This window comes from Actinomadura miaoliensis, from assembly GCF_039536785.1.
Lineage (GTDB): Bacteria > Actinomycetota > Actinomycetes > Streptosporangiales > Streptosporangiaceae > Spirillospora > Spirillospora miaoliensis.
The window spans coordinates 96,533-121,985 of record NZ_BAAAZG010000016.1 but is presented as its reverse complement, the minus strand read 5'-3'; the positions used below and the strand labels follow the sequence as shown (position 1 = coordinate 121,985).

Sequence of the window (25,453 nt, the reverse complement as noted above, 5' to 3'; positions counted from 1 at the left end):
CCATCTGACCGGCCACCTCTACCTCGGCACCGTGCCCGGCAACGACCGTCCCATTTACGCCCTGAGCGTCCGCGCCTGGTGGATGGTGCCGCGCTTGCCGTGGCACACGTCGCGGGCGAGCTTGTGCCGGGACTCCTGCACGGTGAGCTGCCGGTTCATCTGCAGCCGGTAGGTGTCGTCGACCGGGTCCACCACCCGCAGCAGGTGCTGCCGCGCGGCGGCCTCATTCGCGGCAGCGCGCGTGCTCGGCGGGCCGCGCGCATCGGCTGGCGGGGCGCGACCCGATCCACGGGAACGGGCTGCCCACCCTCGTCGACCCGAAGCAGCTTGCCGTGGGCGGCCGCACCGACAATCTGCGGCGTCGCCCTCACCCACTCCTCGTGCCCGCGGCCCCGTCCCCAAAAGTGCGCCTGCCGCACCGCACGCACCATCTCCGGGCGCCTAGGCGCCGTCGGCCCCGATCACACCGCGGGTCGGGGGCTCGACTGCGCCGCCCAGAGTGGCTTGCTCGACGCTGTTCACGCTGGTCATGCGTCGAGCGTAGCCACAGCTCCGGTCACCCCGTCTTGTCGCACTTCCCAGCGGCGCGACGCTTCGCGGCGATCTTCTCCGCCGACCCGAGCCGGTACTCCGCCAGCGACTGGGCGTCCGGTTTGAACCGCCACTGCCCGCCCTCATAGACGACCCGGTAGGAGAACTGGAAGGTTGCGCGGGACACCCGCACGACCGCCGAGTCCCGTGCCGCCGACAGCCGCGCCGCCTCCACGGTGAACGGCACGCCCTGCGCCGGAGACGGGCACAGCTCGAACACTTTCTCGTACTCGGCCTGCGGCAGAACCTTCTTGGCGGCGCTGTCCCACCACTCCCACGCCCCCGCATAGTCGCCGGACGCGTAGGCGCTGGTGAACTCCTTCACGGCTCGTTTGACGGCCTCCTCCGTCTGCGCGGCGGGCGCGGCCGCGGACTTCGACGCGGCCGGTGGCACCGCCGTGGTCTTGTCGGGCTCCTCCTGCGCGCAGCCCACGGCCGCGACAGCGATGACGGCGCCGATGGAAACAGCTGAGGTTCTCACTACCAACCCCCGTGAACGACTCGGTTGATCCCCCGGGGACCTACCTCACACCATGTCGGCGTCTCTTCGCTGGTAGTCACCCTGATGAAGCCACGCGTGTCGTACACGCTGCGCCGTCACAGGCTGGTGTCGTCAAGGCAGCACCCCGTCGACGGAGCCTCGCCGTCAGTCCTCGCAGGTGAGCCGTCCTGCGTCGGAGGAGATGGCTTTCACCCGCCAAGCACTCGGCCACGAGGCGAACACGTGGGTCGTAGCGGGCGGGTGGATGGGGCCGCGCGGGCACGGCTGGCCCGGCTGGCGGTGGGCGATCCGGTCAGTCGGCGCAGCGAGTTCGACCAGCTGAAGGACACGGCGAAGGCGGCGTCGCTGGGGAGTAGGTCGCTGGGGAAGTTGAAGGAGCGGCTGGCGTCGCTGGCCGACATCGAGGCGATCGGCCCGACCAGTCGTGGCCCTGCAGCAGTGACCGGCCGATGCCCCCGCGCACGGTGCCCCAGGAAAGGTCTCTTATCGTGCGTTGCGTAGCCCAAGAATGTAGGTGGCGGTAAGCGCCACAGCGCGGTCTTCGTCATGTGACAGATCTGCGAGGGCACGTGACGTCGTGATTCCCGGGATACCCGCGAGCGCCTCTGTCAGCCGTCGACGGGCAGACGATCCAATAGTGCTGTGGGCGAGGCAGTCAACGAGCCTGGTAGCGATCTGCTCCGCCAACGCGGGATCACTCGCCAGCGCGCTCAGCGCATCGGCTGCATCGGCGTCGTTCGTGTCCTCGACGATCATGTCGATGAGCGTCGGGATCGCGTCGGCCACGCCACGTGTCCCGAGCGCCAGAGCCGCACACCTGCGGACCACTATGTCGGAGTTGTTGAGGGCGTCCTGCAGCACTGCGGTCGCCTTGCCGCCCGGAATCTCGGCGACGGACTGGACGGCGCGTTTGCGCACCTCCGCCACCGGTGAGCCGATGCCCTCCGCCAACAGTGCCAATCCGTCATCGCCCGATCGCGCCAGGGCCCATCGAAGGGCTCCGGCGACGTTCGGGTCCGTCTCGCTCAACGCTGCCTCGACCAGAGCTTCCACTGGCACCGGAACCTCCACGGCTGAGGACAAGGCCCCGCGCTGGCGCCTTCCAACGCTCTCCGACCCCAAGGCTTGGAGGAGTGCAACGACCTTGAGGACGTCCTCCCAGTCGGCGGGCTCCGCGGCATCGATCCTGCGGAGTCGCGTGAGCAGCTCCGTCTCACGCGCAATGCGTTCTCGCGTCTGGCGGATGAGGTCGTCGACGAGTTCCGCGGGCTTGAAATCGGGATCATCCAGCGCGCGCCCGACTTCACTCAGCGACAGCCCCAATGACCGCAGGCTCTCGATATGGAAGATCCGCCGGATGTCCTCGCTGGAGTACTCCCGATAACCGGCCTCGGTACGACCCATTGGCCGCACCAGGCCGAGCGACTCGTAATGCCTGAGCATGCGGGCGCTGACCCCGGACCGACGTGCCACATCCCCGATCAACACTGCCTAATCCTCCTGGCCGGTCCTGCCGAGGGCTACGAGCCGCTTCGCCTCCTCGATCGCGAACTCGAATCCGGCATCCGGGTTGCGCAACAGATGTTCCGTGGCGATCGCGTGCTGACGCACGCGAGGGTCGAGACCCGTCATCGCAGCGCGCAGGGTCGGCATGATCACGTCACCGAGCGCGATCAGCGCCCGGCTGAGGCTCAACTGCGTCTCACGCTCGCCGCGTCCGAGCTGTGTCGCCAACACCGCGGCCAGCTCGGGTTCTTCACCTTCGGGCACGAGCACGACCGCTGCTCGCCACGCGCTCCGCGCCACCTCGTCGTCGGCGTCGGTCAGAAGCGCCCGTGTGATCGCCGGCCACGCCTGCCGGTCCCCGATCTTGGACAGCGTGTGCAACGCCTGACTTCGTGCCTGCGCGCGCTCCGAGCGCAGTTCATCGATGAGCCGTGGGACCGTCAGTGATGACGAGTGGCGGGTCAGCGCCCACGTAAGCATGTCGCGTACGAAAAAGTCAGGCTCGACCGCGCATCGTTCGATCAGTTTGTCGATGAACCGCGGGTCAGGGGCCGTGCCGACAGCCATCGCTGCCTGCAGCCGCACCGACGAACTGCCGTTCTCCAGCCCCTGGAAGGCGCGCATCGTGTTCGTGGTCTCTTTCGGCATGGACAGCGGGACCACCTCCTCGGCTTCAGTGAAGACCTTGTCACTGTGTCAAGGTCAAGCCCCAACAACCTCGCCTCCACAGTGCCGGGTGGACGCTCCACCAGCTCCGCCACTCCCGCTCTGCAACACCTGGCGGCCGTCGACCGCACCGCCGCAGCAAGCCAAGAGCCACCTCCAACACCTGGCCGGCCCCGCTCGCCACCCACGCGGAGCGACCTCCGCCGCCCCAGCCACCGGCCGACACCAATTCGACCTCCCCGCGGCCAACGACGGCCGGGCCAGCTGACCCGGTCCTCTCGCTGAACTTCGGCCAGGGTCTTGTGGACGACGCCGACCGAGACCTTCACTCCGACGGCGATGGTGCGGATGTACTCTCCGCGCTCGCAGCGGACGGGGAATTGCGGCACGTTTGTCGTCGTCGACCACAGGACGGCGCCCGCCGACCCGGCCACGGCGGCGGGCCGCCTCCAGTCCGTGTCGTCAAAATGTCATAGCCACATGAGCAGGGCGGCCAGGGTGACGGCGGCCTGGTAGGAGCGGGCGGTCCTGCAGTAGCGGGCGGCAATGCCGCGCCACTGCTCGAGCCGGTTGAAACAGCGTTCGGCGACGTTGCGCCGCCGGTACACCTGGGCGTCGAACGCGGGTGGGCGGCTGCGCGGCGTCCTTTGCGCAGCCGGTTGCGGATCTGGTCGGCGCGTTCGGGGCCGCGCTCACGCAGCCAGGCGCGAATGCGCGGGTGCTGTAGCCGTTGTCCGCGACCAGGTGCCGGGCCGCACGCGGGGGCGGCCCGGTCCGAGCCGCGGGACCCGGATCGCCGGCCATCACAGCGGTGAACTGGGTGCAGTCACCCGCGTTGCCGCCGGTCACCACCAATCCCAGCGGACGCCCCTGCCGTCGCAGGACAGGTGGATCTGGGTGGTCAGCCCGCTCCGCGACCGGCCGAGCGCCCACCGCCTCCTTTTCGGGCGCCGGCGGCGTGCTGGTGGGTGCGCACGATGGTGGAGTCCACCGACACCAGCCAGTCGATGTTCCCGGCGGCGTCGGCGCGGGCCTGGGGGGCTTGCAACGTCGGCGTGAACGTCCCGTCGGCGGCCCACCGGCGAAAGCGGGTGTGCAGCGACCGCCAGGAGCCATAGCGTTCTGGCACGTCCCGCCAGGCCACCCCGGAACGGAACTTGAACACGATCCCGTTCACAACCCGCCGGTCATCAGCCCGCGGACGCCCCATCCGCTGCCTGGTCAGCAACGGCTCCAGCATGGCCACCCGGCATCGGACAGCTCATGACGACGCACCACGCACCACATGATCGTCACGCACGAACCGTGACGCAGCCACTTTGACGACACTCCCTTGCTAGGCCGTCCTTGGTCTTGCGGACGATGGCGCGGCGCCGGCCCTCCGACTGCACCAGGGCCAGGTCCAGGATCAGGGAGCGTTCGGTGTGCTCGCCGGCCGCGATCCCTTCCAGAACCTGAGCGGGTGGCCTCGCTGGAACAGGTCGTTGAGGGTGATCAGCCCGTCCAGGAGGTCGCGGCCGAGGCGGTCAACCTCCTGGACGGCAGCATGTCCCCGTCGGGATGGGAGACAGCGCCTCCAGCAGCGTCGGCGCCTGCAGGCGGGGGAGTGCTCACGTACGCCTTGACGGTGCCTTCCACCACGTGCAGCCGGGAGGCGATCTCGGCGTTGGACAGTCCGGCGCCCACCAGCGCCAGCACCTGCCGTTCCCGCAGTGTGAGCGCGTCGACGCGGCGGCGGGCGTGTGCGCCGCACCGCCGCGCCGTTCTCCTCCCCGGTCGACACCCCGCACCGACGTGCCGCACTGACGAGGGTCGCCGCCAGTCACCGGAAGCCCCGCCCGGCATGCCACGCCGCGCGCGCACCGTCGGGAAGGTGCGGAATGAGCGCCTCCGTCAGTGCGAATGGTCCGGTCCTCGGTGGCGAGCTTGTGCTGATCTTCTACTGGAAGACCTTCAGGCAGATCGGTTCGAGGGCGTCGTGCTGGCGTTGGGTCTTCTGCTTGTCGGCGCTGACCCGGACCAGACCGACGAGCGCCACAACGAGCCCGCCTTCATCAAGCGTGGTGCGGGAGAAACGGTTGCTGCCACTCGCTGAGCTTCGGCAACAACGGCCTGCTCGCCGACAACGACCCGGCCGAGCAGGAGAAGCTGATCAAGCTCAACACCCCTGCCGGCCAACCTGGTCATCTTCCACAACGCCCTGGACATCATGGACGTGATCCGCAGCCTGATCGTCGAAGGGGAGACCATCACCGCCGACCAGTTCGCCGCACTGCCGCCCTACCGGCACGCCCACATCAGCCGCGTCGGCGCCTGCGCCCCGACGAACTCGCCCACCAGCCCGAGGTCTTCAACCGCGTCCTAAAAAGGGGGCGACTTCACCGTCCTGGACCTGGCCGCCTGACTGGCTCTCATGGAGACAATCACCCGCTGATCAGCCGGCCAGCTTGCGGAGCAGGCCCTCCAGATCGCGCTCGCCATCGCGGGTCTGAGCGCCGTGGGCGAGTCCGCCTCGGATCAACCGCTCGGCCGCGGGCAGGGTGATCTGGCCCGCCCAGGCGTCGTGTTCTCGCTGGAGACCGTCGGCCAGGTTTTCCGGGGCGATGGCGCGTTTGGCCGCGGCGACCACGCCCTCGGGCAATGCGGCGATGTTGCGGGCGAGTCGGTCGACCACGTCGTCAAGCTCATCGGCCGGGACGGCCCGGTTGACCCATCCGTAGCGTTCGGCGGTCTGCGCGTCGTAGAGATCGGCGCTGAGCACCGCCTCCAGAGCGCGATGACGACCGACCCGGTTGGCGAGGTACTGGGTTCCTCCGCCTCCCGGGACGATACCCATGAGGGCCTCGATCTGGCCGATCCCGGCTCGGTCGATTGCCGCGAATGCCATGTCCGCGGCCGCGACGAACTCCGCCCCTCCGCCGCGCGCCTTGCCGGCGAGCTTCACGATGGTCACCTGGGGTTGGTGCCGGAGCAGTTCCCCAAGTGCTTGGAAGACGTTGACACCCTCGGGCACGTCGGCGGCGAGTTCGTCGAAGGCGTCCGGTGCGTCGACGAGGGACATGTCGACATGAGCGATGAAGAACTCCGGGTCGGCGCTGTCGAAAACGATGACCCGGGCCGAGTCGTCCTCCCGCAGTGTGGTCAGCACGTGACGCAGGTCGGCCATCAGGGCGACGTCCAGGACGTTGACGGGTGGGTTGTCGAGGGTGACGCGGACGATGCCGGCCTCGCGGCTCACTCGCAGGGTCGCGTAGGCGTCGTGGTGCATGAGTATCTCCGATCGTGCCTGGCAGGCACCTAAGTTCCTGATGTATACCTACCCTGGGACGGCGGGTGACCGGCGTCAATAACGCACTTTCGGCATCGTAAGGATCATGGAGGATACCGACATGGCCGCTCCTGACCCGAATACCGGCATCGACATTGTCTACCGGGCCGATTGCCCCAGTCGCCCGATCCTCGACCAGATCGCCGACAAGTGGTCGATGATGGTGATGGCCGTCCTCGACAGGCCCCGCCGCTTCAACGAAATCAAGCGCCGCCTGGAAGGCGTAACACAGCGGGTCCTCACGCAGACCCTGCGCCGCCTGGAGCGCAACGGGATGATCGAACGGCGCGTGCTGCCCACCTCACCGGTCGGGGTCGAGTACTCCCTCACCGATCTCGGCGAATCCCTTCGCGAACCGTTCGGTCATTTGTACGCCTGGACGGTCGCCCACGCGGATGAGATCCAGGAGTGCCAGCAGCGCTACGACCAGCGTATTCAGGCTACACAATCGTAATTCGCCGCGCGGCCGCAAAGGTCTCGGTATGGGGAATTCCTTCGATCGCGATCAGACAGCGGGGAACCTATTTCGTAAAGCATCAGAACTCCCTGCGATAATCGCCGAAGGGACCAGGACGTACCCCCGCCGCCGCGGGGACGACTCGCATAGCTTTTCTGCGATAGCGAAAGGACGGGGGCCGGTGGGGAACGTACGGCCGATCACACCGCCGACCGTGATGGCGATCGGCCCGGCGGCCTCCGCGTACCTCGCCACACTGTCCGGGCCGGAGCAGCGCGGCACCAAACGGTCTCCCACTCGACACTGCGAGCGCTGACTGCCGAAAGTGATGCTGGCGCGTGTGGCGCCGGTCCGGACGCGGCGGGCCTCGGTGCGGCGCGTCAGCATGGTGATGTGGTCGTGGACGAGCCCGCCCCTACCGCGCAGCAGGTGGTTGATCTGCGCCTGGGCACGGATGCAGACGGCCATGCCCTACCGTCCTCGCGTGCCACGCCCGCGTCCCCACTCCCGCGCCGCGGCCTCATCCGCGGCAGCACGCGCGCTCAGCAGGCCGCGCGCACCGGCTGGCGGGGCGTGACCCAATCCACGGGAACGGGCTGCCCACCCTCTCGGCGACATTCAGCTCAACCTCGGCCGCCGGCTCCGCCAATCAGCTCCATCACGGCGGCGACCGGCCGGGCTGCCTAGCCCGAGAGCAGGCCGTGGCGAGGGGCTGCCACTTCGTCACCGTGCAAGTGGCCAAACTCGACTACGGCGAGCGGTGGAGCGTGGTCGCCCGCCAGTTCCTGGACGCCGACGCCGTCCGCACCGCTGCCCGACCGGATGCGACGCTGACGGCAGCGCCCTCACCCACCCCTACCGCCATCGCGACACCGTTCAGCACCACCAGCTGCTCAATCCCGGGGTGGCCGACCGACCGGCGATCAGACCGGCTGACGGCTCTCAGGATGAGACTCCGTAGCGGGTGGCCATCGCGGCGGCGCGGTTGCGCAGGGAGGCTCGCAACGACTGCGGGGCCAGGGCTTCCGCGTCCGTGCTGAGCTGCCACAGCGCCCATTCGGCGTGTCGTGAATCTTGGAAGGTCACCTCCAGCCGCAGCCAGCCGTCTGCGTCCGGTTCCTCGGCGCGGACGGCCAGCGCGGTGTTCAGCAGTTCCTCCCGCCGCGCCGGGTTCACCCGCACCAGCACGGTGATCTGGTCGCTGTCGGACAGAAACTGCGAGCAGCGTTCCCGCCAGACCCGGTCAAGATCGACCCGGTTCGGTCGCTGTGCCGGTTCAGGGAGTTCCTCGGCGGCCAGCACCCGCGACAGCCGGTAGGTGCGGTCCGCACCAGATCTCGTGGCCAGCAGGTAGGCCCGGTCGCGTACGGTGACCAGGCCGATCGGGTCCACCGTGCGCCACTGTGGTGGCTGGCCCGTGGCCGCGTAGTGGATGCGGAGCCTGTGTCCGGCGAGCACCGCGCGCCGGACCTCGATCATTGTCGTGTCGGGCACCTCCTCGGTGACCAGCCGGCGTGAGAGCAGGTCGGTCTCCGGGTCGATGAGCAATCGCTGGGCCGCGTCGCTCGCGGTGCCCCGATGGCCTTCGGGCAGCGCGTCCACCACCTTGCGCAAGGCCGAAGCGAGCGCCGAGCCGAGGCCGAACACCTGCTCGCCGCGCCCCGTTCCGGCGGCCAGCAAGGCAAGGGCCTCGTCGTGGTTCAGTCCGGTGAGCTCGGTCCGGAAACCGGGCAACAACGCGAAACCGCCGTGCCGGCCGCGTTCGGCGTAGACCGGGACGCCGGCCGCGGACAGCGCCTCGATGTCGCGCAGCACGGTGCGGGTGGATACCCCCAGCTCGCGGGCCAGCGTCGCCGCAGTCAGCCGACCGCGCTGACGCAGCAGCAGCACCAGCGAGACCAACCGGTCGGCGCGCATACAAAAACTCTAGCGAGATACACGACACAGGATGTCGTGATTCGCTGGGAGGCTCGTCAACGCGACGTCACAGATGACGGCTACCGAGCCGATGGACGTACGTACTCCCGACGAATCGAATGGAGCTGATGTGGCAATGCAGCGAACGGCAGTCAACCCGGTGACGTGGTCGATGGAGATGGGATTCAACCAGGGCGAGATCGTCTCCGGGAACACCCGGACCCTGTACTGCTCCGGGCAGACTGCGATGAGCGGCGGAGGCCACCCCCAGCATGCCGGTGACATGGCGGCACAGCTCGCGCTGAGCCTCGACAACCTGGAGGCCGTCCTCGACGAGGCCGGGATGACTCTCGCGAACCTCGTACGGCTGAACGTCTACACCACCGACGTCGATCTGCTTTTCCAGCACTACGGCGTGCTGGCGTCGCGGTTGGGTGCCGCCGGGGTGGCGCCGACCACGACGATGCTCGGGGTGACACGGCTGGCGATCCCCACCCTGATGGTCGAGCTCGAGGGGACCGCCGTCGCGTGATGCGACCTCGGCACCTCCGGTAGGGAACCGGCACGAGTAGCAGGCAGGCGGGTGATGCCGGTGCTCAGAATGGTGACAATCGTCGTCTACGGCTTCGACGGCGAGTCGTTCCTGCCACGACTGCAGCACACGGACGTCCGCCTGCTACTCGACATACGCCAGCGCCGCGGCGTCCGCGGCCCCGAGTACGCCTGGGCGAACTCACTGCGGCTACGTCCCTCGCCCATGCCCGGATCGCCTACGAGCACCACTCCCAGCTCGCCCCAACCACCGAGCTGCGTCGGCTCGAGTGCGCCGAGGACGACCGCCAGGGTCGGCAAGCGCTCGCGCTGCGAGCTGGCGGTCGAGTACGCCGGCCGCTACACCGCCGAGATCCTCGACAGCTCCGACCTCCCGCCGGTCGTGTCGGCGCTGTCGAGGGAGTGGCCTGCACCGCACCGGCGCCCTGTACGTGCTGGACGAACCCACCACCAAGCTGCACATGTGCTGCGATGTACCGGATGACGTGCCCGAGTCGCACACCGGCCTTGGGGGCGGGTCCGCTGGTCGGCTGTGATTGTGCGGGTCTCGTGTACGTGATCCGTTTATAACGTGCGTGGCTTGCCGTCTGCGGTGCATCGTGGAGCCGGTGAAGATGGCCGCGGCGGGCGGAGCGTTAGGCCGGTTACGTCGGGGTGCAGTGTCGCGTCAGTGGTCTGGCGTTCAGGACTTGCTGCAGGCTGCGGCAAGCCCGCATGCGGCCTCCCCCTGGCCTGCTGAGAGGGCATGGCCTACATGATCGTCCCGAGCCCCGGCTATCTGCCTCTGCTGGCCCGCTCGGTGCACACCGTGCCCATCCGGGGGCGACTCCATGGGGCCGGAGCCGCCCCGGATGGGACGTATTTCGCGCGGATGCTTAAGGGGATCGCGCGCTACATGCCCGCTATTCCCTGGCCATCACGGTGAAGGTGAATCCGGCGCTGGTCGGACGGCGCAGCGGAATGTCGCACTTGATGCGGCGCAGTACCTCGTTCCTGCTGAGGCCGAGCCCTTGCGCGATGAGCCGATCCGGGCGCACCGGTACCGGATCGTCGAAGACGACCTCCACCTGGACCGGCCACGCCTCGTCGAGCCATGCCGACGGGGTGTCCAGCCGCCAGGCCCCCGTCCAGTCCAGGGTGAAGCGGTTGCGTCGGGCGAGCAGCGGATCCAACAGCCTGGACGCCACCAGTTCCGGATCGTTGACGCGGTAGCCGTGGATCTCGGCCGGATCGAAGGATCTGACCGGCGCTCGCTCGTGGACGGTGAGCTTGCTCGTCCGATCGCAGGATACGCAGCGGACCAGCAGCCACACGTCCAGCAGCTTGCCGTTGGCGTTGACGCGGAACCTGCCCTCGCCGGTGGTGGCCGAATCCGACCGGCAGTCCACGCACCGCAACGACAGCAGAGGCAGCCTGGTCCGACGAACGATCCAGGGCAGCACGGTATGAGGTTGTGAAGACATGAGCCCTCTAGACCTGACACGAGGCCGATTACGCGCGGCCTCAAACGCTGTATGACCGGGCGCACAAGGGCAGCCCGGCAGAGCCGACGGGCGGGTCGGCTTGAAGGTGAGCGGAAGAAGGTGTCAGGTCTAAAGAGCAGGCGGGGTCACGCGGTCTTGTCCTCTGTCCTCACTGCGACGGGGCCGCAGGCAACCTACGGGAACGCGGAAGGAAGGCTCAAACGGTTTTCCGACCGAGACTCGTCAGCGCTACCGGAACCCCTCAGTGGCGTAGGCGATGCTGTCGTCGAGGCCCGGCCGGTAGCCGTCGCTGTTGCCCACGGTGAGGAGCGGCAAGGCTCCGCGTCAGAGCGGGGTGAGGACGCAGAACTCGTTGCCCTCCGGGTCGGCGAGGACGGTCCACGGGACGTCGCCCTGGCCGATGTCGGTGTCGGTGGCGCCGAGGGCCCGCAGCCTGTCTGCCTCCGCCGCCTGGTCGTCACCGGGGTACGGCCGCAGGTCGAGATGGACGCGGTTCCTCACGGTCTTCACGTCGGGCGTGCGGAAGAACTCCAGATACGGGCCGACCCCCTTGGCGGAGCGCAGCAGCGCATGCTCGTCGGTCACCTCGTGCAGGGTCCAGTCCATCGCCTCGCCCCAGAACCGGGCCATGGCCCGCGGATCCACGCAGTCGACCACCACCACGGCGATCGGCCCGGTGTCCCGGTAATTCGATCGAGGCTCCAGCACACAGAACTCGTTGCCCTCCGGATCGGCGAGGACCGTCCACGGGACGTCGCCCTGACCCGCGTCGACGGGTGTCGCACCGAGATCCTTCAGGCGCGCGACCAGGTCCGCCTGATGGGCCGCGGAGGTGGTGGCGAGGTCGACGTGCACGCGGTTCTTCACCGTCTTGGGCTTCGGGTCGGCGACGATGTCGATGCAGACGGCGGCTGGGTCGGGATAGACGAAGCCCACGGGCTCGAGGTTGGTCACGCCGGGCGCCTCGCTGGAAACACCCCAGCCGAGCGCCTCCGCCCAGAACCGGCCGAGCGCCGAGTCATCCCGAGCCTTCATATGAATCTGGACAAGCCGCGTCGTCATGCCGCCGATCCTATGCCCGCGCGGATCAAGGAACCGCCAGCCTCCGCCTGCGCAGACGGGTTCGTCCGCGACGGCCGGAACCCCATTCCGCATCCACCGGCGAGCGCCGCCCGGCTGCGAGGCAAGAATCGGGAATCGTTCCCTGCAAGGCAGCTGGCGGCTGAGGCGTCGATGGCGCTGGGGGCCAAGCGCTTGTCGAGGTTGAGTTGGATCTCCCCGTACGGGGTCATGGTGCCCGGCGGACTGCTGCTCGGCGAGCGCTTCTTCCGCCACCTGCGCCGCCTGGTTGAGCAGCACCGCGAGCCCGACAAGCGCGAACGGCTCCTGCTGCTGTGTGGCCCGCTGCGCATGCGGTGTGGCGATGGGGCTGCGGTGTGGCGATGGCGGTGACCGTGGTGGTGGAGGTGGTGCGGTATCTGCGGCATCGCCGTGGCGGCCACCGTCGTGGCGGGGAGGCGTTCGCGGGGCCGCTGGTGGACGTGGCGGGGGCAGATGCGGTCGCCGCCACGGCCGAGGACGTGGCGGGTGTGGCCGCGGGCAGCGGCGGGGGTTTGGTGTGGAAGACGGGCGTGCGGCCGCGCTGGCCGGCGTCAGCGAGCACGTCCTGCCATTGGGGGAGGGCAAGGGCGTCTTGGATCATCAGCGTGTTGATGTAGCCGAGCGCCGACTGGTGCCGCAGGCGTAGTAGACCAGCAGCAGCCGCCCGGACAAAGCCTGCAGGTCGAGGTGGTTGTGCACCCCGACGAGGGCAGGGCCTGCGGGCAGCCGATGCGCATCGCGGTTTCGCCGAGCATGTCCATCAGCAGGACCACGTCCCACCGAGCCCGGCTAGCGGCCTTGAGTCGGCGCCGGTTGATCGGCTCGGTGCGCCGCGTCCAAGGGAGTGAGCTGGATCGCGCCGGTGTTCCGGCCGGAGACCTTCAGGCGGCGCAGCCCCTTGCCGCCCAGCCCGTCGTTCAGCTCAGATGGCTCATGGTCGAGTTCGGTGCGCATGTCGTCGATGAACACCTGCGGGTTTAGTGGCTGGCGGAGCTTGGCGTAGTCCTCGACCTGCCGTTCCTCACAGTCTTCGGGCAGGTCGTCTGGGTTGCGCCACCGTTCGGCCCCGACCACCCAGATCTCCTTGCACCGCAGCATTCTCCCCGCAGCCTCTGGAACACCCCGCGCTCGTACATGCACCGCAAGGTCCGCAGGCGGCGTTTCGTTGTCGGCCCGGTACGTCCCCGGTGGTCTGCCATGGTCGTAGTGGGGAGACGACGCATGTCAGAGGTCAGTCGTCGAAGACGTTCCAGCAGATCGCGCTTCGACGTCGCTGGTCATCAAGGACGAGCTCGCGAACCTCCGCGGGAATTCTTTCTCGCTGCCAGTCCCGTTCTCGGAGGCGTGCCGCCTCAGCCTCACTGGCGGCAGCGGAAGCAACGACTGCCCTGATCGCATATGCCGCAGCTCCCAGGTCGTGGGCTGCGACGTGGGCCACCGCCACTGCCTGCCCGGCCGCAAGAGCGGCGAACTTCGCCGGGGCGGGCAGTCCACGGGCGGCGGCATTCGCCGTGAAGGCGGCCTGGTGCGCATCACGCATGCGCACCTCGCCGCGGATCCAGGCACGAGCGATTTCGATAGCGTCCGACGGGCGGGTGTCGTGCGGCTGCTCCTGCTTGAAAAGGTGCAGGACGTGTTCGGCGCAGAGAACGGCCCACTCCGCGAGCAGCCTGTGGTGCTCGTCTGTCAATGTTCCACCGCGGCGCACGGTGATCAGTCGGGGATCACGCTGGGTTGGCAGGATCGGCATGATTTCCTTCCTTTTCGTCATTGCAGCAATGGCGACGTCTCGTCCGCAGCTCGAACAGTTCGCCGGGCTGGGCGCGGCAGATCAGCGACGGGATGACCGTGAGTCGGAGCAGGTGATGAACAGCGCCTGCGCGTGACCTCCATGGCCGCGGCGCGGGCACGCATGCGGTACGGACGCCTGGACCCACTTTCCATGGAGCCAACTCACCCATTTCGCTTTCGCTGACCGCGGAGTCCGAGCCGAGGTGCTTCTGGACGACCAGGTGGGCGCGGCCTCAGGGGGTGCCGCTGGCAGCGGCTCGATGGACGATGACTATCGGACGGGCTTGTCGGGTTCGCTCAGGAGTTCGTCGGTGTGGTGAGCCGGCTGCGGCGTCGAGGCAGATGTCAAATAGTGCTCGTCGGGTTGGGGGGCGTTTGGACAGTCTCGACCGTCCCGGTCCTCCACCGGCGCCCACATCAACATGCTCGGCCGCTATGCCTTCAGCCCGCGTACCGACAGGGCTCTACTGCCACTGTGTGCCCCGGACGCCATTGCCGCGTAAGCCGACGACGTCCGGTTGCCACCTGGACACTGGTCCGTCATCGTCGCGGGATTGGTCGACCAGTCGTCGACACCGAGCGAGCGGTCGAGTGTTTCCGTGGTGCAGGGGAGCAGGTCCGTGTCCACCCAGGCCGTCAGGTAGCCGTGGAGTGCGGTGAGGGCCTGTCGGGGGCTTGCGGCGGCGGTGATCTCCAGCGGGCCGTCGAACCCGGCGAAGCGCAGCCCTTCGGAGGCGGGCCAGCCGTCGCCACGCATCCAGCGCACAAGTTCCCGGTTGACCGCGAATGCCCCCATCCGTGGCTGAATCCACGCTCCATGACCTCATCGAGGGCGCCCGTGCCCGAGGTGACGTAGTCGTCCACGACCAGCCCCATCAGGCAGTCGCTCTCGATCGCGATCCACCGGTACCCCTCCCGCTCGACAAGCTGCCGGAACAGCTCGTTGCGCACATCGAGCAGAGTGTCCTCGCCATGGGCGGGCTCGCCCGAGGTGAGCATCCGAGGCCGGGCCGTGAGCACCCCCCCATGACGGTCGAAGCGTCGACGACATGGGCGGCTTCTTTGATGACACCAGTCATGCCGTCAACGGTATCGTTGAACTATCGTTAGAAACTTATCGGTGGGTATTGGCTGAACAGTTGGACGAAAGCTTCAAGACGGTGGTCGTCTCAGGCTGGTTGGTCTGGCGCGCGGACACGGTCTGTAGTCCCCGTCCTCGGCGATCAGCACGACGGCGTCGGTGTCGTCGCGCAGCATCGAGGACACGGTGTGGATCCCCACGGCTCGGCGAAGTAGAGCTTCTCGGCCCGGTCGAAGATCAGCAGTACGTAGATGGTCACAGCGGATCCTTCATGGCTCAGAAACCGCAGGCGGTCAGCAACTCAAGGCGGCCGGGATCCTTCCGGGTGCCGAACGTATTCCGCATGGCTACCGCACCTACATGCCACCGCATGCGCAAGCGGTGCGCGCGCTCCTTGCCCCGTGCCCGGCCACATTGATCATTCAGGCGATCGGTCCCGAGGCACAATTGAGGACGCGCTTCGGCCTTTCGATGAGATCTCACCTAGCTTCTTGGCGACTGCCGCTCTCTCCAGGCCGTCGAAGCCGAGCTTCACGACCTCAGTCCCGTACCGCAAGGACGCGGCTGCACGTTCATCGGCCCCCTGGCGAGAGGCCTGGTCCAACGGCGTTGCGGCTACTGTTGCTCCGCATGACGCATGCCGAGATCGAGATCACCGCGGAGCTGGTGCGGGATCTGCTGCGCGATCAGCACCCCGACCTGGCCGATCACCCTGTGCGACTCGGCGCGCGTGGCTGGGACAACCAGATATGGCGGCTCGGTGACGACCTCGCCGTCCGGTTGCCCTGGGCGACGCAGTCCGCGGACGCGCTGCTGCGCAAGGAGTACACCTGGCTGCCCGCCCTCGCCCCGCGCCTTCCGCTGCCGGTGCCCGTCCCGCAACGTCTCGGAGAGCCCTCTGCTCTGTTTCCGCGCCCCTGGATCGTCACCACCTGGTTGCCGGGCGCGCCTGCCGACCGCGCCCCCGTCACGCGCGCCGCGGAGGCGGCCACTGCCCTGGCCGCCTTCCTGACGGCACTTCACCAACCCGCCCCCGAGCAGGCGCCCGCCGGTCGGGACCGTGGAGGACCACTGGCCGACTATTCCGAGGGGTTCGCCAAGCAGCTCGCCACGGCCACCGAGCTGGGGCTCACCCCCGACCCGGACGCCGTCCGCGCGGTCTGGGAAGACGCCGCCGCCGCGCCCGGCTGGGACGGCCCGGCACTATGGCTCCACGGCGACCTGCATCCGGCCAACGTCCTCACCGCGAACGGCACCATCTGTGGTGTGATCGACTTCGGCGACCTCTTCGCGGGCGACCCGGCCTGTGACCTGGCCGCCGCGTGGATTCTGCTGCCGGACGGCGCCACCGACCGCTTCCATGCCGCCTACCAGCCGACCCCGGACGCTGCGACCCTGCGCCGCGCCCGCGGATGGGCGGTGGCACGCGCCCTCAGCGGCATCCTCATCGGAGACGCCGGCGTCCACGGCCGCCCAGGCGGCAAGGCGACGTGGGGCCCTCCCGCCCACGCCGCACTGCGACGCCTCATCGCGACCCATCGCTGATCAATCGGCTTCCCCACGCGCCAAGCCAGAACACCGTCGCGCCGCCCGGTCCCGGCCATGCGGTGCGGAAGTCGGGGGAGACGCATTACGGCACAGTCGGGTATGACGACTGCCTGATCGCCCGTGCCGATCAGGCGCTGTGGTCCTCTGGTGGTGGTAGGTAGGGGCTGAAGTGGTCGGCGACGATGTCGGCGATGGCTGTGGCGTCATGGGATCCGTCGACCTCGATCACGCGGATGCCGAGGCGTTTTGCGGAGTGGACAGCGTCGTCGGCGACGAGGCGGTCTCGCTCTAGCCGGTTGCGTTTGGCTCGTTCGGGGTCGCTGACGTCATGGCCGATGGTGGCGGCTCGTGGGAGTTTGTGGAGCTGGTGGTCGCGGAAAGCCTGGGTGGGCACCATGACGACCATCTGCCGGGGGGAGTCGATGATCGGGGCGACCAGCTCGGGGCGGAGCCCCCAGCCTTCGGCGATTATGGGGCGTCCGGAGACCAGGCAGCGCAGGTCGTCCAAGGCCCATTCGAACCGGACCGGAAAGCCGGCCAGCGTTTCGGCGGCCATGTCCTCTGGGGTGGTGTTCACCCAGACCTGGTCGGGGTCCGGGTCGGCAGGAGATTGGCCGAGCTGGACGCGGCGAGCGATCCGGCGGTCGTTGTGGCCGCGGGCATCGTGATAGTCGTAGTGGTAGGCGGTCAGCCCGTAGCGGAAAGCCAGCAGCCGGGCGACGGTGGACTTGCCGGCCCATTGCCCGCCGCCTATCCAGAGAACCCGGCGAAGCGTGCCGAAAGGATCCCACACTTGCTTTTCGGTGTCGTTCCTGGTCACGGGTCTCCTCAGGTGGGGTGGCTAACGTCTGCTGCCTAGATCATCCAGTCTCCGGAGGATGCGCGTTGCCATTGGACTGCGACGTTGACATCGACTCCGCCTGCGCGGAGATGTGGCTGCCACCGCTCCCTGAAGAAGGACGCCCTCCGGGCGGGCAGGCCACCAAGCCATCAGCAGGTCGTTATGCACGTCGGCCACCACTGGGTCTCATGCAAGCCAGCAGACATGACCGGCACTGTAGGGGTGTGGCCGGGCAAACGGCAGAAAGTCACCGCGGGTTGACCGGCTCGGCATCGGGGCGTTCGTCTAACGGGGGTTTGATGAACGCCCCCCGGACGGGCACCGGCGAGGCCGCCGTGTCCGGTTCGAGCGTTCATTTTCCACTCTCGTTGACCTTCCCCGCGCAGCACGTTTGATGAACAGCAGGCGGTCGGTTGCGGCGCTCATCGACCTGGTCCGGGTCAGCACCGACTAGCAAAAGACTCAACGCCAGCACGACGCTCTCGACCCGGTCTGCCTGCAGGTGTTCGAGGAGAAGATCAGTGGCAAGCTCGCCACCGACCTTTTGGTGGGGTCGTGGCGGCGGTTGGTGCTGGCGGCTCCGCATCTGGAGGCGGGCACGGTGGACTGGAAGACGTACACCTTCTGCGTGCTGGAGCAGTTCCACCGGATGTTGCGCCGCCGGGGAGATCTTTGCGCGGAACTCCTCCAAGTGGGGTGACCCGCGCGCCAAGCTGCTCAGCGACGCCGCCTGGGAGCAGGCCCGCCCGATGGTACTGGCCAGCCTCAACCTGCCCGGCGAGGCGGGCGAGCACTTGGCCGCGCGTGCCGAGCTGTTGCACGCCACCTACACCGAGGTCGCCGAGCGGCTACCTCGTAATTCCCAGGTGCGGTTCGGTGAGGACGGGCGGCTGCACCTGGCCGCGCTGAAGCCCGAGCCCGAACCCGCCTCGCTGGTGGGGTTGCGGGATGCGGTGAACGCGCTGCTGCCGAGGGTGGATCTGCCGGAGGTGCTGCTGGAGGTGTTCTCCTGGACCGGCGCGGATGCGGCGTTCACCTCCATCACCGGCGGGGACGCGCGGTTGGCCGACCTGGACGTCACGATCGCCGCGCTGCTGGTCGCGCACGGCTGCAACGTCGGCTACACCCCGGTGATCGCCTCGGCCGAGCCTTTGATGCGGGACCGGTTGTCGCACGTGGACCAGACCTACCTGCGGCATGCGACCTACCGGGCCGCCAACGCCGCTCTGATCTCCGCGCAGCAGTCCATCGGACTCGCGCAGGCGTGGGGCGGTGGGCTGGTCGCCTCCATCGACGGGATGCGGTTCGTGGTTCCGGTCCCGTCGGTGTACGCGCGGCCCAACCCGAAGTACTTCGGCCGCCGCGGCGGCGCGACCTGACTCAACATGATCAACGACCAGGCCGCCGGGCTGGGCGGCAAGGTCGTGGCCGGCACCCCGCGCGACTCGCTGTACGTGCTGGACGTGCTGTACGACCGGGACGGCGGTCGCCGCCCCGAGACGATCGTCACCGACACCTCGTCGTACTCCGACATCGTGTTCGGCCTGCTCACCCTCGCCGGGTACGCCTACGCGCCGCAGCTGGCCGACCTGCCCGACCAGAAGATGTGGCGGGTCGACGGCCGGGCCGACTACGCCCCGTTCAACGACGCCGCCCGCGGCCGGATCGACCTGAAGCGGATCGAGCGGCACTGGCAGGACATCCTGCGGATCATCGGCTCGGTCCACACCGGCGCGGTCCGCGCCCACGACGTGATCCGGATGCTGTCGCGCGACGGCCGCCCCACCCCGCTGGGCGACGCGATCGCCCACTACGGCCGCATCTCCAAGATCCTGCACATCCTGCGGATGGCCGACGAACCCGGCTACCGCCACCAGATCAAGGCCCAGGCCAACCTGCAGGAAGGCCGCCACGCCCTGGCCCGCAAGATCTTCCACGGCCGCAACGGGCAGCTCTACCAGAACTACCAGGAGGGCATGGAAGACCAGATCGGCGCCCTCGGCCTAGTCCTCAACGCCATCGTGCTGTTCAACACCCGCTACATGAACGCCGCCCTGACCCACCTGCGCACCAGCGGTTTCGACGTGCGCGAGGAGGACGTGGCGTGCCTGTCGCCGTTCGTGCGGCACCACATCAACATGATGGGCCGCTACTCCTTCCAGCTCCCCGAGCTACCCGGCGGGCTCCGGCCACTGAACCCCACGCCGTGACGTTCGTTGGTCGACGGCCTCCCGACACCAACAAGGGATTTTGGGACTATCCGGCCGAGATCCCGCTAGCGCTGAGCTGTAGGGAGGGGCAGGGGGCCTCTCGGCCGCGGGAACGACGGTGCGACAGCCCGGGTCCGGCTGGGAGTGTGCCGGAGCCCAGGCTGTCGGATGACCAGTGTCGGAAGGGGCGGTGCCGGTTTCGGCGGCCGGGTTTCAGCGGCCGAGGTCGCGGTGGCTGAACCGCCAGGTTCCCAGGCCGATGAGCGCGGCTGTGGCGGCGACCAGGACGGCGGCGTCGGTCAGCTGGAAGCCGTTCTTCAATGGCTCGCCGCCGATGTAGTAGTGGAACGGGGTGAGGTAGCGCAGCCAGTCGGCCCCGATCTGGGGAGCGAAGCCGTTGATCGCGTAGGCCAGCACGCCCGCCCCGGCGGTGATGCCGAACACGGTGGCCCGGCTTTTGCCGGTGGCCGCGCCGATGGCGGTGGCCAGCGCCCCGAACACCAGGGCCAGCAGCGCCAGGTTGACGGCTTGGGCGGTGAAGGCCGCCACGGAGATCGAGTCCAGCTTGGCGCTTGATCGGACGGCCAGCATCGCGCCCAGCACCACGGCGGCGATCAGCAGCGCGCCGGCGGCGAGTGCGGTGAAGCGGTGCAGCAGCAGCCGGGTGCGGGCGATGGGGTGGGCCAGCAGCAGTTCCAGGTAGCCCGATTCCTCGTCGGCGGAGATCATGCGGGCGCCGGTTGCGGCGCCGTAGAAGGTGGCCAGCAGGGGCACCAGCAGGCCGAACACGGCGCCCTGCAGGTAGCCGGCGGCCGAGGTCATGTCGTCGAAGCCGAAGCCGCGCATCGCCTCGGGCACGCTGCTGGCGGTGTCGGCGGTGATCTGTGGGTAGAAGCCGGCGTACATCACCGCCAGCAGGCCGGTCGCCAGTGCCCAGACGGTGAAGATGCGCCGGTTGTCGAACAGTGTCTTGGTGAACATCGTGCGGCCGAATGCGCGGGCGGGGCCGGAGGTGCCGGGCTGGGCGGTGTGGGAGACGGCGGTCATGTCACTTCCTTTGGGGGACGGTGGGGGCGGGGTCAGGCGGCGCGGCCGGTGGAGGCGCCGTCGGTGGAGTCGTCGGTGGGGTGCTCGCCGGTGTAGTAGGCGTGGAAGAGCTCTTCCAGGTCCTGGGTGTCGGCGCGCAGGCCGGTGACGGTGTGCCGGGCGGTGGCCTTGATCAGGGCGTCGGGGCTGCCGTCGACCGCACAGGTCAGCGTCTTGCCGTCGACCGACAGGTCGGTGACGCCAGGCAGGGCGTGGAAGTGCTCGGCGGCGACGGGTGCGGCGAAGTCGATCCGTACCTGCAGGAAGGAGCGGGCCCGTAGGGCGGCGACGGTGTCGGTGGCGACCAGGCGGCCTTCGCGGATGATGGCGACGCGGTCGGCGACCGCCTCCACCTCGCTCATGATGTGGCTGGACATGAACACCGTCTGCCCGGCCGCCTTGGCCTCGGCGACCATCTCCAGGAAAGTCTGCTGGACCAGCGGGTCCAGCCCGGAGGTGGGCTCGTCCAGGATCAGCAGCTCGGGGTGGTGCATGAACGCCTGTACCAGGCCGACCTTTTGCCGGTTGCCCTTGGACAGGCTCTTGATCCGTGCGGACAGGTCCAGCTCCAGGCGGTCGGCCAGTTCGGTGATCCGCGCCGTCGGCACGCCGCCGCGCAGGTTGCCCAGGAAGGTCAGGCACTCGCCGGCCTTCTGGCGGCCGTCGACGACAAAGTCCCCGGCCAGGTAGCCGATGCGGCGGTGCAGCTCCACCGCGTCGGCGCGCGGGTCGCACCCCAGCACCCGGACGGTGCCGGAGGTGGGCCGGATCAGATCCAGCATCAGCCGGATGGTGGTGGACTTGCCTGCGCCGTTGGGGCCCAGGTAGCCGAACACTTCGCCTCTGTTCACCCGCAGGGACAGGCCGGTCAGGCCCCGCCGGGACCCGTAGGTCTTGGTGAGCTCGGTCAGCTCGATCACCGTGTTCATGACCCGGACGGTATCAGAGTATTCAGAGAATATTGAAGACTCTGAGCTGTTAAACTTCCGTCAGGATCGCAAGCGAGGGGGATGACCTTGGCAGACACCACCGAAGCCGCCGAACGGATGGCCCTGACCCTGGCCCAGGGGGGCCTACAGAAGGCGACCGCGCGGGTGCTGGCCGCGCTGCTGTTCGCCGACAGCGACTCCGTCACCGCCCCGGAGTTGGCCGAGCAGCTGGGCATCAGTTCCGGGTCGGTGTCGGGCGCGATCAAGATGCTGTCCACCGTCGGGTTGATCGAACGGGTCCCGGCGCCGGGCAGCCGCCGCGTGCACTACCGGCTGCGCGACGGCGCGTGGGCCACGCTCATGTCGGCGCAGAACGGCATGGTCCAGGCCATGTTCGAGGCCGCCGACCAGGGCATCGCCGCCGCCGGCGCCGACAGCCCCGCCGCCCGGCGCCTGGCCGAGATGCGTGACTTCTACGGCTTCATGTTCCGCGAACTGCCCGCCCTGGTGGACCGCTGGCGCACCGAACGCGAACGCCGCATCTGATGGATCGCCGCGATCGATCCACCCTGGTCGCGGCGCCCGCACGTCTTCGAGCTGGGCTTCCGGTCAGCGCGGGTGGCCGGCCACGGCTCGCACCTGCCCGGCCCGACAGACCAATGGCCGAAGGAACTGTGCGGGTTTTCCTGGGCACCCGAAGAAGGCAAGCCGACGGCGGGTGAGCCGAGCCGCCCCGAATGCCGCCGCGAACTCGTTCTGGTCAAGCACCTGCACTCCTCCGCAGGTCCAGGGCAGAGAACCGGCTGAAGGGACACGTTGGCGCCGAAGGCGAGCACGCGTTCCCCGCCGGTCCAAACCGGTAGCTCACCGGAGCCGGTCGCCGGGTCCCAGCAGGCTGATGAGATCGGCAATCACCTCCGGCGAAGGATGGAAGTAGCGGCGGACGTTCTCGGTCTTCTTGTGCCGGGATTTGGCCATCAGCATCAGCAGACTCGCCCCGCCCTCGCCCAGATGGGTCAGCGCCGAATGCCGGAACTCGTGCAGATCCCAGCCGGTGCCCGGCCCGCCGAGCGCGGTGTGGGCGTCCAGCAGCGCGCGGGCCTGGCCGTAGGACAGGCGGGCGCAACCTGTGTCCGGGCAGACGTCGCGTGGGCTGAAGACCTTGCCGGGGCCGGGGCGGCGGTGGGTGAGGAAAACCGGGCCACGGGTGCGGCCCTTGAGCAGGCGCGGCAGCAGCCGGGCGGTCCCGGCGTCCCAATACCTCTCCAGCACCAGGTCCTCGCGCGCATGCCCGCGGCGCCGGGCCTTGGCGCGGGCGCCCTTGGCCTTCACCCGGCACCGCCGGCCTGCGAAGTCCAGGTCCTCGATGTTGACGCCCAGGATCTCCTCGGCCCGCCCGGCCGTCTCGTACAGCATTCGGTACAGAGTCCTCTCCCGCAGACCGACCTCGCGGCGTGCGATCAGCCGGTCGATCTCCAGCCTGGAGCGGACCGGAGTCTCCGAATCGGGGACGGGCAGCCGCTTGGTCCAGGCGGGGACGCTCGGCGCGTCGTGCCCGCGCATCCGGCACCAGGCCAGCCACGAGCCGACCGAGGCACGGCGGGCATTCCACGTGTTGACCAGCCCCACAGCAGCTCCAGCGCCTCGCCGATCTCCCGATCGGCCACCGACGCCAGCGGCCTGGCCTCGCCGACCTGCTCGGCGGTCTTGCCGATCCCGATCCCCTAGTTCCGCACGGTGTTCGGATTGTTCAGCGACCCAAGGAACGCATCGGCCGCCGCGATCACGGTGAGCGGGTTGTGCGGCGTGCAGGTGTATCACCGCGCACAGCGTGAACGCGGCCTTGTCGACCTGCCCGGCCGCCAGGTCGGGGTTGGCGAACATCAGCGGCCGCCACGACCCGGTGAGCAGGTCTTCGTGCGCGGCGACGTCGGCGCGGTCGTAGCGGCGGTGCGACTTGGCCATCGAGACCGCCGCGGCCACTATCGCCAGCACCGGCCGCCCGGCCTCAACCGCGCGGAAGTCGATCGTTCTTCGGCAGCTCGATGGACTGCTGCACCGTCCGGTACCGCAGGACGCCGAACTGAGCGAGGAGATCAGCCTGGTCCGGCTCGGTGAGTCGCCGGCGTGCGCTCCCGCGCCTGGCGCGTGCCTGCCTTCTCGGACCGATCGAGGGGTGCTCGTCTGCCGGTCGCCCAGGTGGCCAGCGCGCAGGCCGCGAATCCGGCTCCGAGGAGACTGGAGCCCGCCCAGCCGTGGGCGGCGAAGATGGCGGTGGTCGCGGCTGCGCCGAGGGCGGAGCCGAGCGAGTAGAAGACCATGTAGCCGCCGATGACACTGCTGGTGCGATCCGGAGGCGCGGCGGTGAGCACGTGCTGGTTGCTCACATGCACGGCCTGGACTGCGAAGTCGAGAACCACGATTCCGACGATGAGGAGCCACAGTGACCACGGCAGTTGCGCGATCGCCGCCCACGAGAGGATGAGCAGGGTGAGTGCGAGGCCAGTGACCGGGGTCGCTCGCCCCGCATCCGCCCACCGTCCCGCGCGTGCCGCGCCGAGTGCGCCCGCGAGTCCGGCGATGCCGAACAGTCCGATCTGGCTCTCGCTCAGCTGCCACGGCCTGTCCGCCAGCGGCAGGGACAGTCCGCTCCACAGGGTTCCGAACGATGCGAACAAGAAGAACGCGATGAGCCCGCGCGTCAGGAAGATGCGCTGCCCGAACAGTCCGCCGAGTGAGACGACGGCCCGCCTGTACCGCGCAGGTCGGTCGAGGCGCTCCTCTGACGGCAGTACGACGATGACGAGGGCCGCGAGCCCGAGTGACAGCACCGCGAGCACGGCATAGACGCTCCGCCAGCCCCACACCTCGGCGAGGGTTCCGGTGACGACCCGCGCGCCCAGGATGCCGACCACAACGCCCGAAGTCACGACACCGATGTTGCGTCCGCGTTCGGCAGGTGGTGAGACCGACGCGGCGTAGGCCACGGTGGTCTGCACCACGACCGCGAACACCCCAGCCGCCGCGAGTCCCACGAACGCCACCCATGCGGTTGACGCCGAGGCCGTCAGGAGCATGCCCAACGCGGTGATCGCCAGGTGCACGGCGATGAGTCGGCGCCTGTCGACCACATCGCCGAGCGGTACCAGCAGCACCAGCCCTGCCAGATAGCCGAACTGGCCGGCTGCGACGATCCACCCAGTGAGTTCTGCCGGCACCCCGAGATCGCGTCCCATCGGCTCCAGTACCGGCTGCGCGGCATAGATGCTCGCCACTGCGACACCGCACACCACCGCGAGCAGCAACCGCCGCCACACGTCCATCGCACTCCAATCAGTAGCAAATCGCAACCAATTCGACCGTACGGCATAATGGTTTCAATCCGCAACCGATCGGGAGGTGTCATGTCGCGCACCACCATGCGCGCCCCGAACACCGACTGGACCGACCCCGAGTGCCCGGTCGCCCGCACGCTCGACCTCGTCGGCGACAGGTGGAGCCTTCTCGTCATCCGTGACGCAATGGACGGGGCGCGGTCGTTCACCGAGTTCCAGCGACGCACCGGCATCGCCCGCAACATCCTCACCGACCGCCTCCGCAAGCTGACCGCTCACGGGCTCCTCGTCCAGCGCGCCGCACCATCGGGCCGCCGCCAGGAGTACGTGCTCACCGACGCCGGCCGCGACCTCTTCCCGGTCATCCTCACCCTGCGCCAGTGGGGGGAACGTCACGCCTTCGCCCCTGGCGAGACCCACTCCATCCTTGTCGACCAGCACGGCACCCCAGTGCCGGAAATCACGCCGACCAGCGCTGACGGCACCCTCCTCGACACCGACACCACCCACGTGCAGAAGACCCGATAG

At 68.8% G+C, this 25,453-nt stretch carries 24 protein-coding genes and 4 pseudogenes; 10 read left to right on the top strand and 18 right to left on the bottom strand.

Annotated elements, in window-relative coordinates; genetic code table 11:
* Nucleotides 1–54 precede the first annotated feature (54 nt).
* The 6 genes and pseudogenes from ABD811_RS13260 to ABD811_RS13235 all read right to left on the bottom strand — a co-directional run.
* A complete protein-coding gene (locus ABD811_RS13260) occupies nt 55–195 on the bottom strand; it encodes a Tn3 family transposase (protein ID WP_425549401.1) in 141 nt (46 codons plus the stop codon).
* Between the two features lie 361 nt (nt 196–556).
* Entirely contained in the window at nt 557–1,072 is a 516-nt protein-coding gene (locus ABD811_RS13255; RefSeq protein WP_344946022.1) for a hypothetical protein, read from the bottom strand.
* Nucleotides 1,073–1,576: 504 nt separating this feature from the next.
* Nucleotides 1,577–2,581 carry a HEAT repeat domain-containing protein gene (locus ABD811_RS13250; RefSeq protein WP_344946019.1) on the bottom strand — a complete coding sequence of 335 codons (1,005 nt, stop codon included), beginning with the start codon at nt 2,579–2,581 and terminating at the stop codon, nt 1,577–1,579.
* Nucleotides 2,582–2,584: 3 nt separating this feature from the next.
* On the bottom strand, nt 2,585–3,247 hold the full coding sequence (locus ABD811_RS13245; protein ID WP_344946016.1) for a HEAT repeat domain-containing protein: 663 nt from the start codon (nt 3,245–3,247) through the stop codon (nt 2,585–2,587).
* A gap of 488 nt (nt 3,248–3,735) precedes the next feature.
* A pseudogene (locus tag ABD811_RS13240) lies at nt 3,736–4,561 on the bottom strand (IS5 family transposase).
* 312 nt (nt 4,562–4,873) lie between these two features.
* A pseudogene (locus ABD811_RS13235) lies at nt 4,874–4,990 on the bottom strand (helix-turn-helix domain-containing protein); the annotation flags it as partial.
* 348 nt (nt 4,991–5,338) lie between these two features.
* Here ABD811_RS13235 and ABD811_RS43985 point away from each other — a divergent pair.
* Nucleotides 5,339–5,669 (top strand): annotated as a pseudogene (locus tag ABD811_RS43985) (Tn3 family transposase); the annotation flags it as partial.
* A gap of 30 nt (nt 5,670–5,699) precedes the next feature.
* Here the strand turns inward: ABD811_RS43985 and ABD811_RS13225 are convergent.
* Complete coding sequence (locus ABD811_RS13225) at nt 5,700–6,533, bottom strand: enoyl-CoA hydratase/isomerase family protein (protein WP_344946010.1); 834 nt, start codon at nt 6,531–6,533, stop codon at nt 5,700–5,702.
* A gap of 106 nt (nt 6,534–6,639) precedes the next feature.
* On the opposite strand from ABD811_RS13225, the gene ABD811_RS13220 reads away from it, so the two are divergent.
* Nucleotides 6,640–7,047 (top strand): winged helix-turn-helix transcriptional regulator, encoded by a 408-nt coding sequence (locus ABD811_RS13220; protein ID WP_344946007.1) that lies wholly within the window; start codon nt 6,640–6,642, stop codon nt 7,045–7,047.
* 945 nt (nt 7,048–7,992) lie between these two features.
* Here ABD811_RS13220 and ABD811_RS13215 read toward each other — a convergent pair.
* Nucleotides 7,993–8,967, bottom strand: a complete 975-nt coding sequence (locus ABD811_RS13215; protein WP_344946004.1) for a helix-turn-helix transcriptional regulator — start codon at nt 8,965–8,967, stop codon at nt 7,993–7,995.
* Nucleotides 8,968–9,103: 136 nt separating this feature from the next.
* On the opposite strand from ABD811_RS13215, the gene ABD811_RS13210 reads away from it, so the two are divergent.
* Nucleotides 9,104–9,499: a RidA family protein gene (locus tag ABD811_RS13210; protein WP_344946001.1), complete on the top strand. Its 396-nt coding sequence runs from the start codon at nt 9,104–9,106 to the stop codon at nt 9,497–9,499.
* Between the two features lie 922 nt (nt 9,500–10,421).
* Here ABD811_RS13210 and ABD811_RS13205 read toward each other — a convergent pair.
* Nucleotides 10,422–10,961, bottom strand: a complete 540-nt coding sequence (locus tag ABD811_RS13205; protein ID WP_344945998.1) for a DUF1062 domain-containing protein — start codon at nt 10,959–10,961, stop codon at nt 10,422–10,424.
* Nucleotides 10,962–11,327: 366 nt separating this feature from the next.
* Nucleotides 11,328–12,065: a VOC family protein gene (locus ABD811_RS13200; RefSeq protein ID WP_344945995.1), complete on the bottom strand. Its 738-nt coding sequence runs from the start codon at nt 12,063–12,065 to the stop codon at nt 11,328–11,330.
* Between ABD811_RS13200 and ABD811_RS13195 the strand changes: the two genes are divergently transcribed.
* Nucleotides 12,039–12,455, top strand: a complete 417-nt coding sequence (locus tag ABD811_RS13195) for a hypothetical protein (protein ID WP_344945992.1) — start codon at nt 12,039–12,041, stop codon at nt 12,453–12,455. The genes ABD811_RS13200 and ABD811_RS13195 overlap by 27 nt on opposite strands.
* A gap of 438 nt (nt 12,456–12,893) precedes the next feature.
* On the opposite strand, the gene ABD811_RS13190 is transcribed toward ABD811_RS13195, so the two are convergent.
* Both ABD811_RS13190 and ABD811_RS13185 read right to left on the bottom strand, forming a co-directional pair.
* Entirely contained in the window at nt 12,894–13,202 is a 309-nt protein-coding gene (locus ABD811_RS13190) for a hypothetical protein (RefSeq protein ID WP_344945989.1), read from the bottom strand.
* A gap of 133 nt (nt 13,203–13,335) precedes the next feature.
* Entirely contained in the window at nt 13,336–13,854 is a 519-nt protein-coding gene (locus tag ABD811_RS13185) for a putative immunity protein (RefSeq protein WP_344945986.1), read from the bottom strand.
* Here ABD811_RS13185 and ABD811_RS13180 point away from each other — a divergent pair.
* A complete protein-coding gene (locus ABD811_RS13180) occupies nt 13,853–13,990 on the top strand; it encodes a hypothetical protein (RefSeq protein WP_344945983.1) in 138 nt (45 codons plus the stop codon). The genes ABD811_RS13185 and ABD811_RS13180 overlap by 2 nt on opposite strands.
* A 338-nt stretch (nt 13,991–14,328) precedes the next feature.
* Here the strand turns inward: ABD811_RS13180 and ABD811_RS13175 are convergent, their stop codons facing one another.
* The gene (locus ABD811_RS13175; protein WP_344946449.1) at nt 14,329–14,691 is read right to left on the bottom strand and encodes a hypothetical protein; all 363 of its coding nucleotides are present in this window, start codon (nt 14,689–14,691) and stop codon (nt 14,329–14,331) included.
* Between the two features lie 915 nt (nt 14,692–15,606).
* Here ABD811_RS13175 and ABD811_RS13170 point away from each other — a divergent pair.
* Nucleotides 15,607–16,521, top strand: coding sequence for an aminoglycoside phosphotransferase family protein (locus ABD811_RS13170; protein ID WP_344945981.1), 915 nt, complete (start codon nt 15,607–15,609; stop codon nt 16,519–16,521).
* Nucleotides 16,522–16,651: 130 nt separating this feature from the next.
* Here ABD811_RS13170 and ABD811_RS13165 read toward each other — a convergent pair whose 3' ends face one another.
* The gene (locus ABD811_RS13165; protein WP_344945978.1) at nt 16,652–17,344 is read right to left on the bottom strand and encodes a hypothetical protein; all 693 of its coding nucleotides are present in this window, start codon (nt 17,342–17,344) and stop codon (nt 16,652–16,654) included.
* Nucleotides 17,345–17,867: 523 nt separating this feature from the next.
* On the opposite strand from ABD811_RS13165, the gene ABD811_RS13160 reads away from it, so the two are divergent.
* Together ABD811_RS13160 and ABD811_RS13155 are read left to right on the top strand one after the other, a co-directional pair.
* Nucleotides 17,868–18,065 (top strand): hypothetical protein, encoded by a 198-nt coding sequence (locus ABD811_RS13160; RefSeq protein WP_344945975.1) that lies wholly within the window; start codon nt 17,868–17,870, stop codon nt 18,063–18,065.
* Between the two features lie 49 nt (nt 18,066–18,114).
* Nucleotides 18,115–19,575 (top strand): annotated as a pseudogene (locus ABD811_RS13155) (transposase).
* A gap of 213 nt (nt 19,576–19,788) precedes the next feature.
* Here ABD811_RS13155 and ABD811_RS13150 read toward each other — a convergent pair.
* Nucleotides 19,789–20,622, bottom strand: coding sequence for an ABC transporter permease subunit (locus ABD811_RS13150; RefSeq protein WP_344945972.1), 834 nt, complete (start codon nt 20,620–20,622; stop codon nt 19,789–19,791).
* A gap of 32 nt (nt 20,623–20,654) precedes the next feature.
* Nucleotides 20,655–21,590 carry an ABC transporter ATP-binding protein gene (locus ABD811_RS13145; protein ID WP_344945970.1) on the bottom strand — a complete coding sequence of 312 codons (936 nt, stop codon included), beginning with the start codon at nt 21,588–21,590 and terminating at the stop codon, nt 20,655–20,657.
* Between the two features lie 87 nt (nt 21,591–21,677).
* On the opposite strand from ABD811_RS13145, the gene ABD811_RS13140 reads away from it, so the two are divergent.
* Nucleotides 21,678–22,136, top strand: a complete 459-nt coding sequence (locus ABD811_RS13140; RefSeq protein WP_344945967.1) for a GbsR/MarR family transcriptional regulator — start codon at nt 21,678–21,680, stop codon at nt 22,134–22,136.
* A 318-nt stretch (nt 22,137–22,454) separates the two neighbouring features.
* Here the strand turns inward: ABD811_RS13140 and ABD811_RS13135 are convergent, their stop codons facing one another.
* Both ABD811_RS13135 and ABD811_RS13130 read right to left on the bottom strand, forming a co-directional pair.
* On the bottom strand, nt 22,455–23,219 hold the full coding sequence (locus tag ABD811_RS13135; protein ID WP_344945964.1) for a tyrosine-type recombinase/integrase: 765 nt from the start codon (nt 23,217–23,219) through the stop codon (nt 22,455–22,457).
* Between the two features lie 467 nt (nt 23,220–23,686).
* Nucleotides 23,687–24,913, bottom strand: a complete 1,227-nt coding sequence (locus ABD811_RS13130) for an MFS transporter (protein WP_344945961.1) — start codon at nt 24,911–24,913, stop codon at nt 23,687–23,689.
* Between the two features lie 81 nt (nt 24,914–24,994).
* Here ABD811_RS13130 and ABD811_RS13125 point away from each other — a divergent pair, with 81 nt between their 5' ends.
* Complete coding sequence (locus ABD811_RS13125; protein ID WP_344945958.1) at nt 24,995–25,453, top strand: winged helix-turn-helix transcriptional regulator; 459 nt, start codon at nt 24,995–24,997, stop codon at nt 25,451–25,453.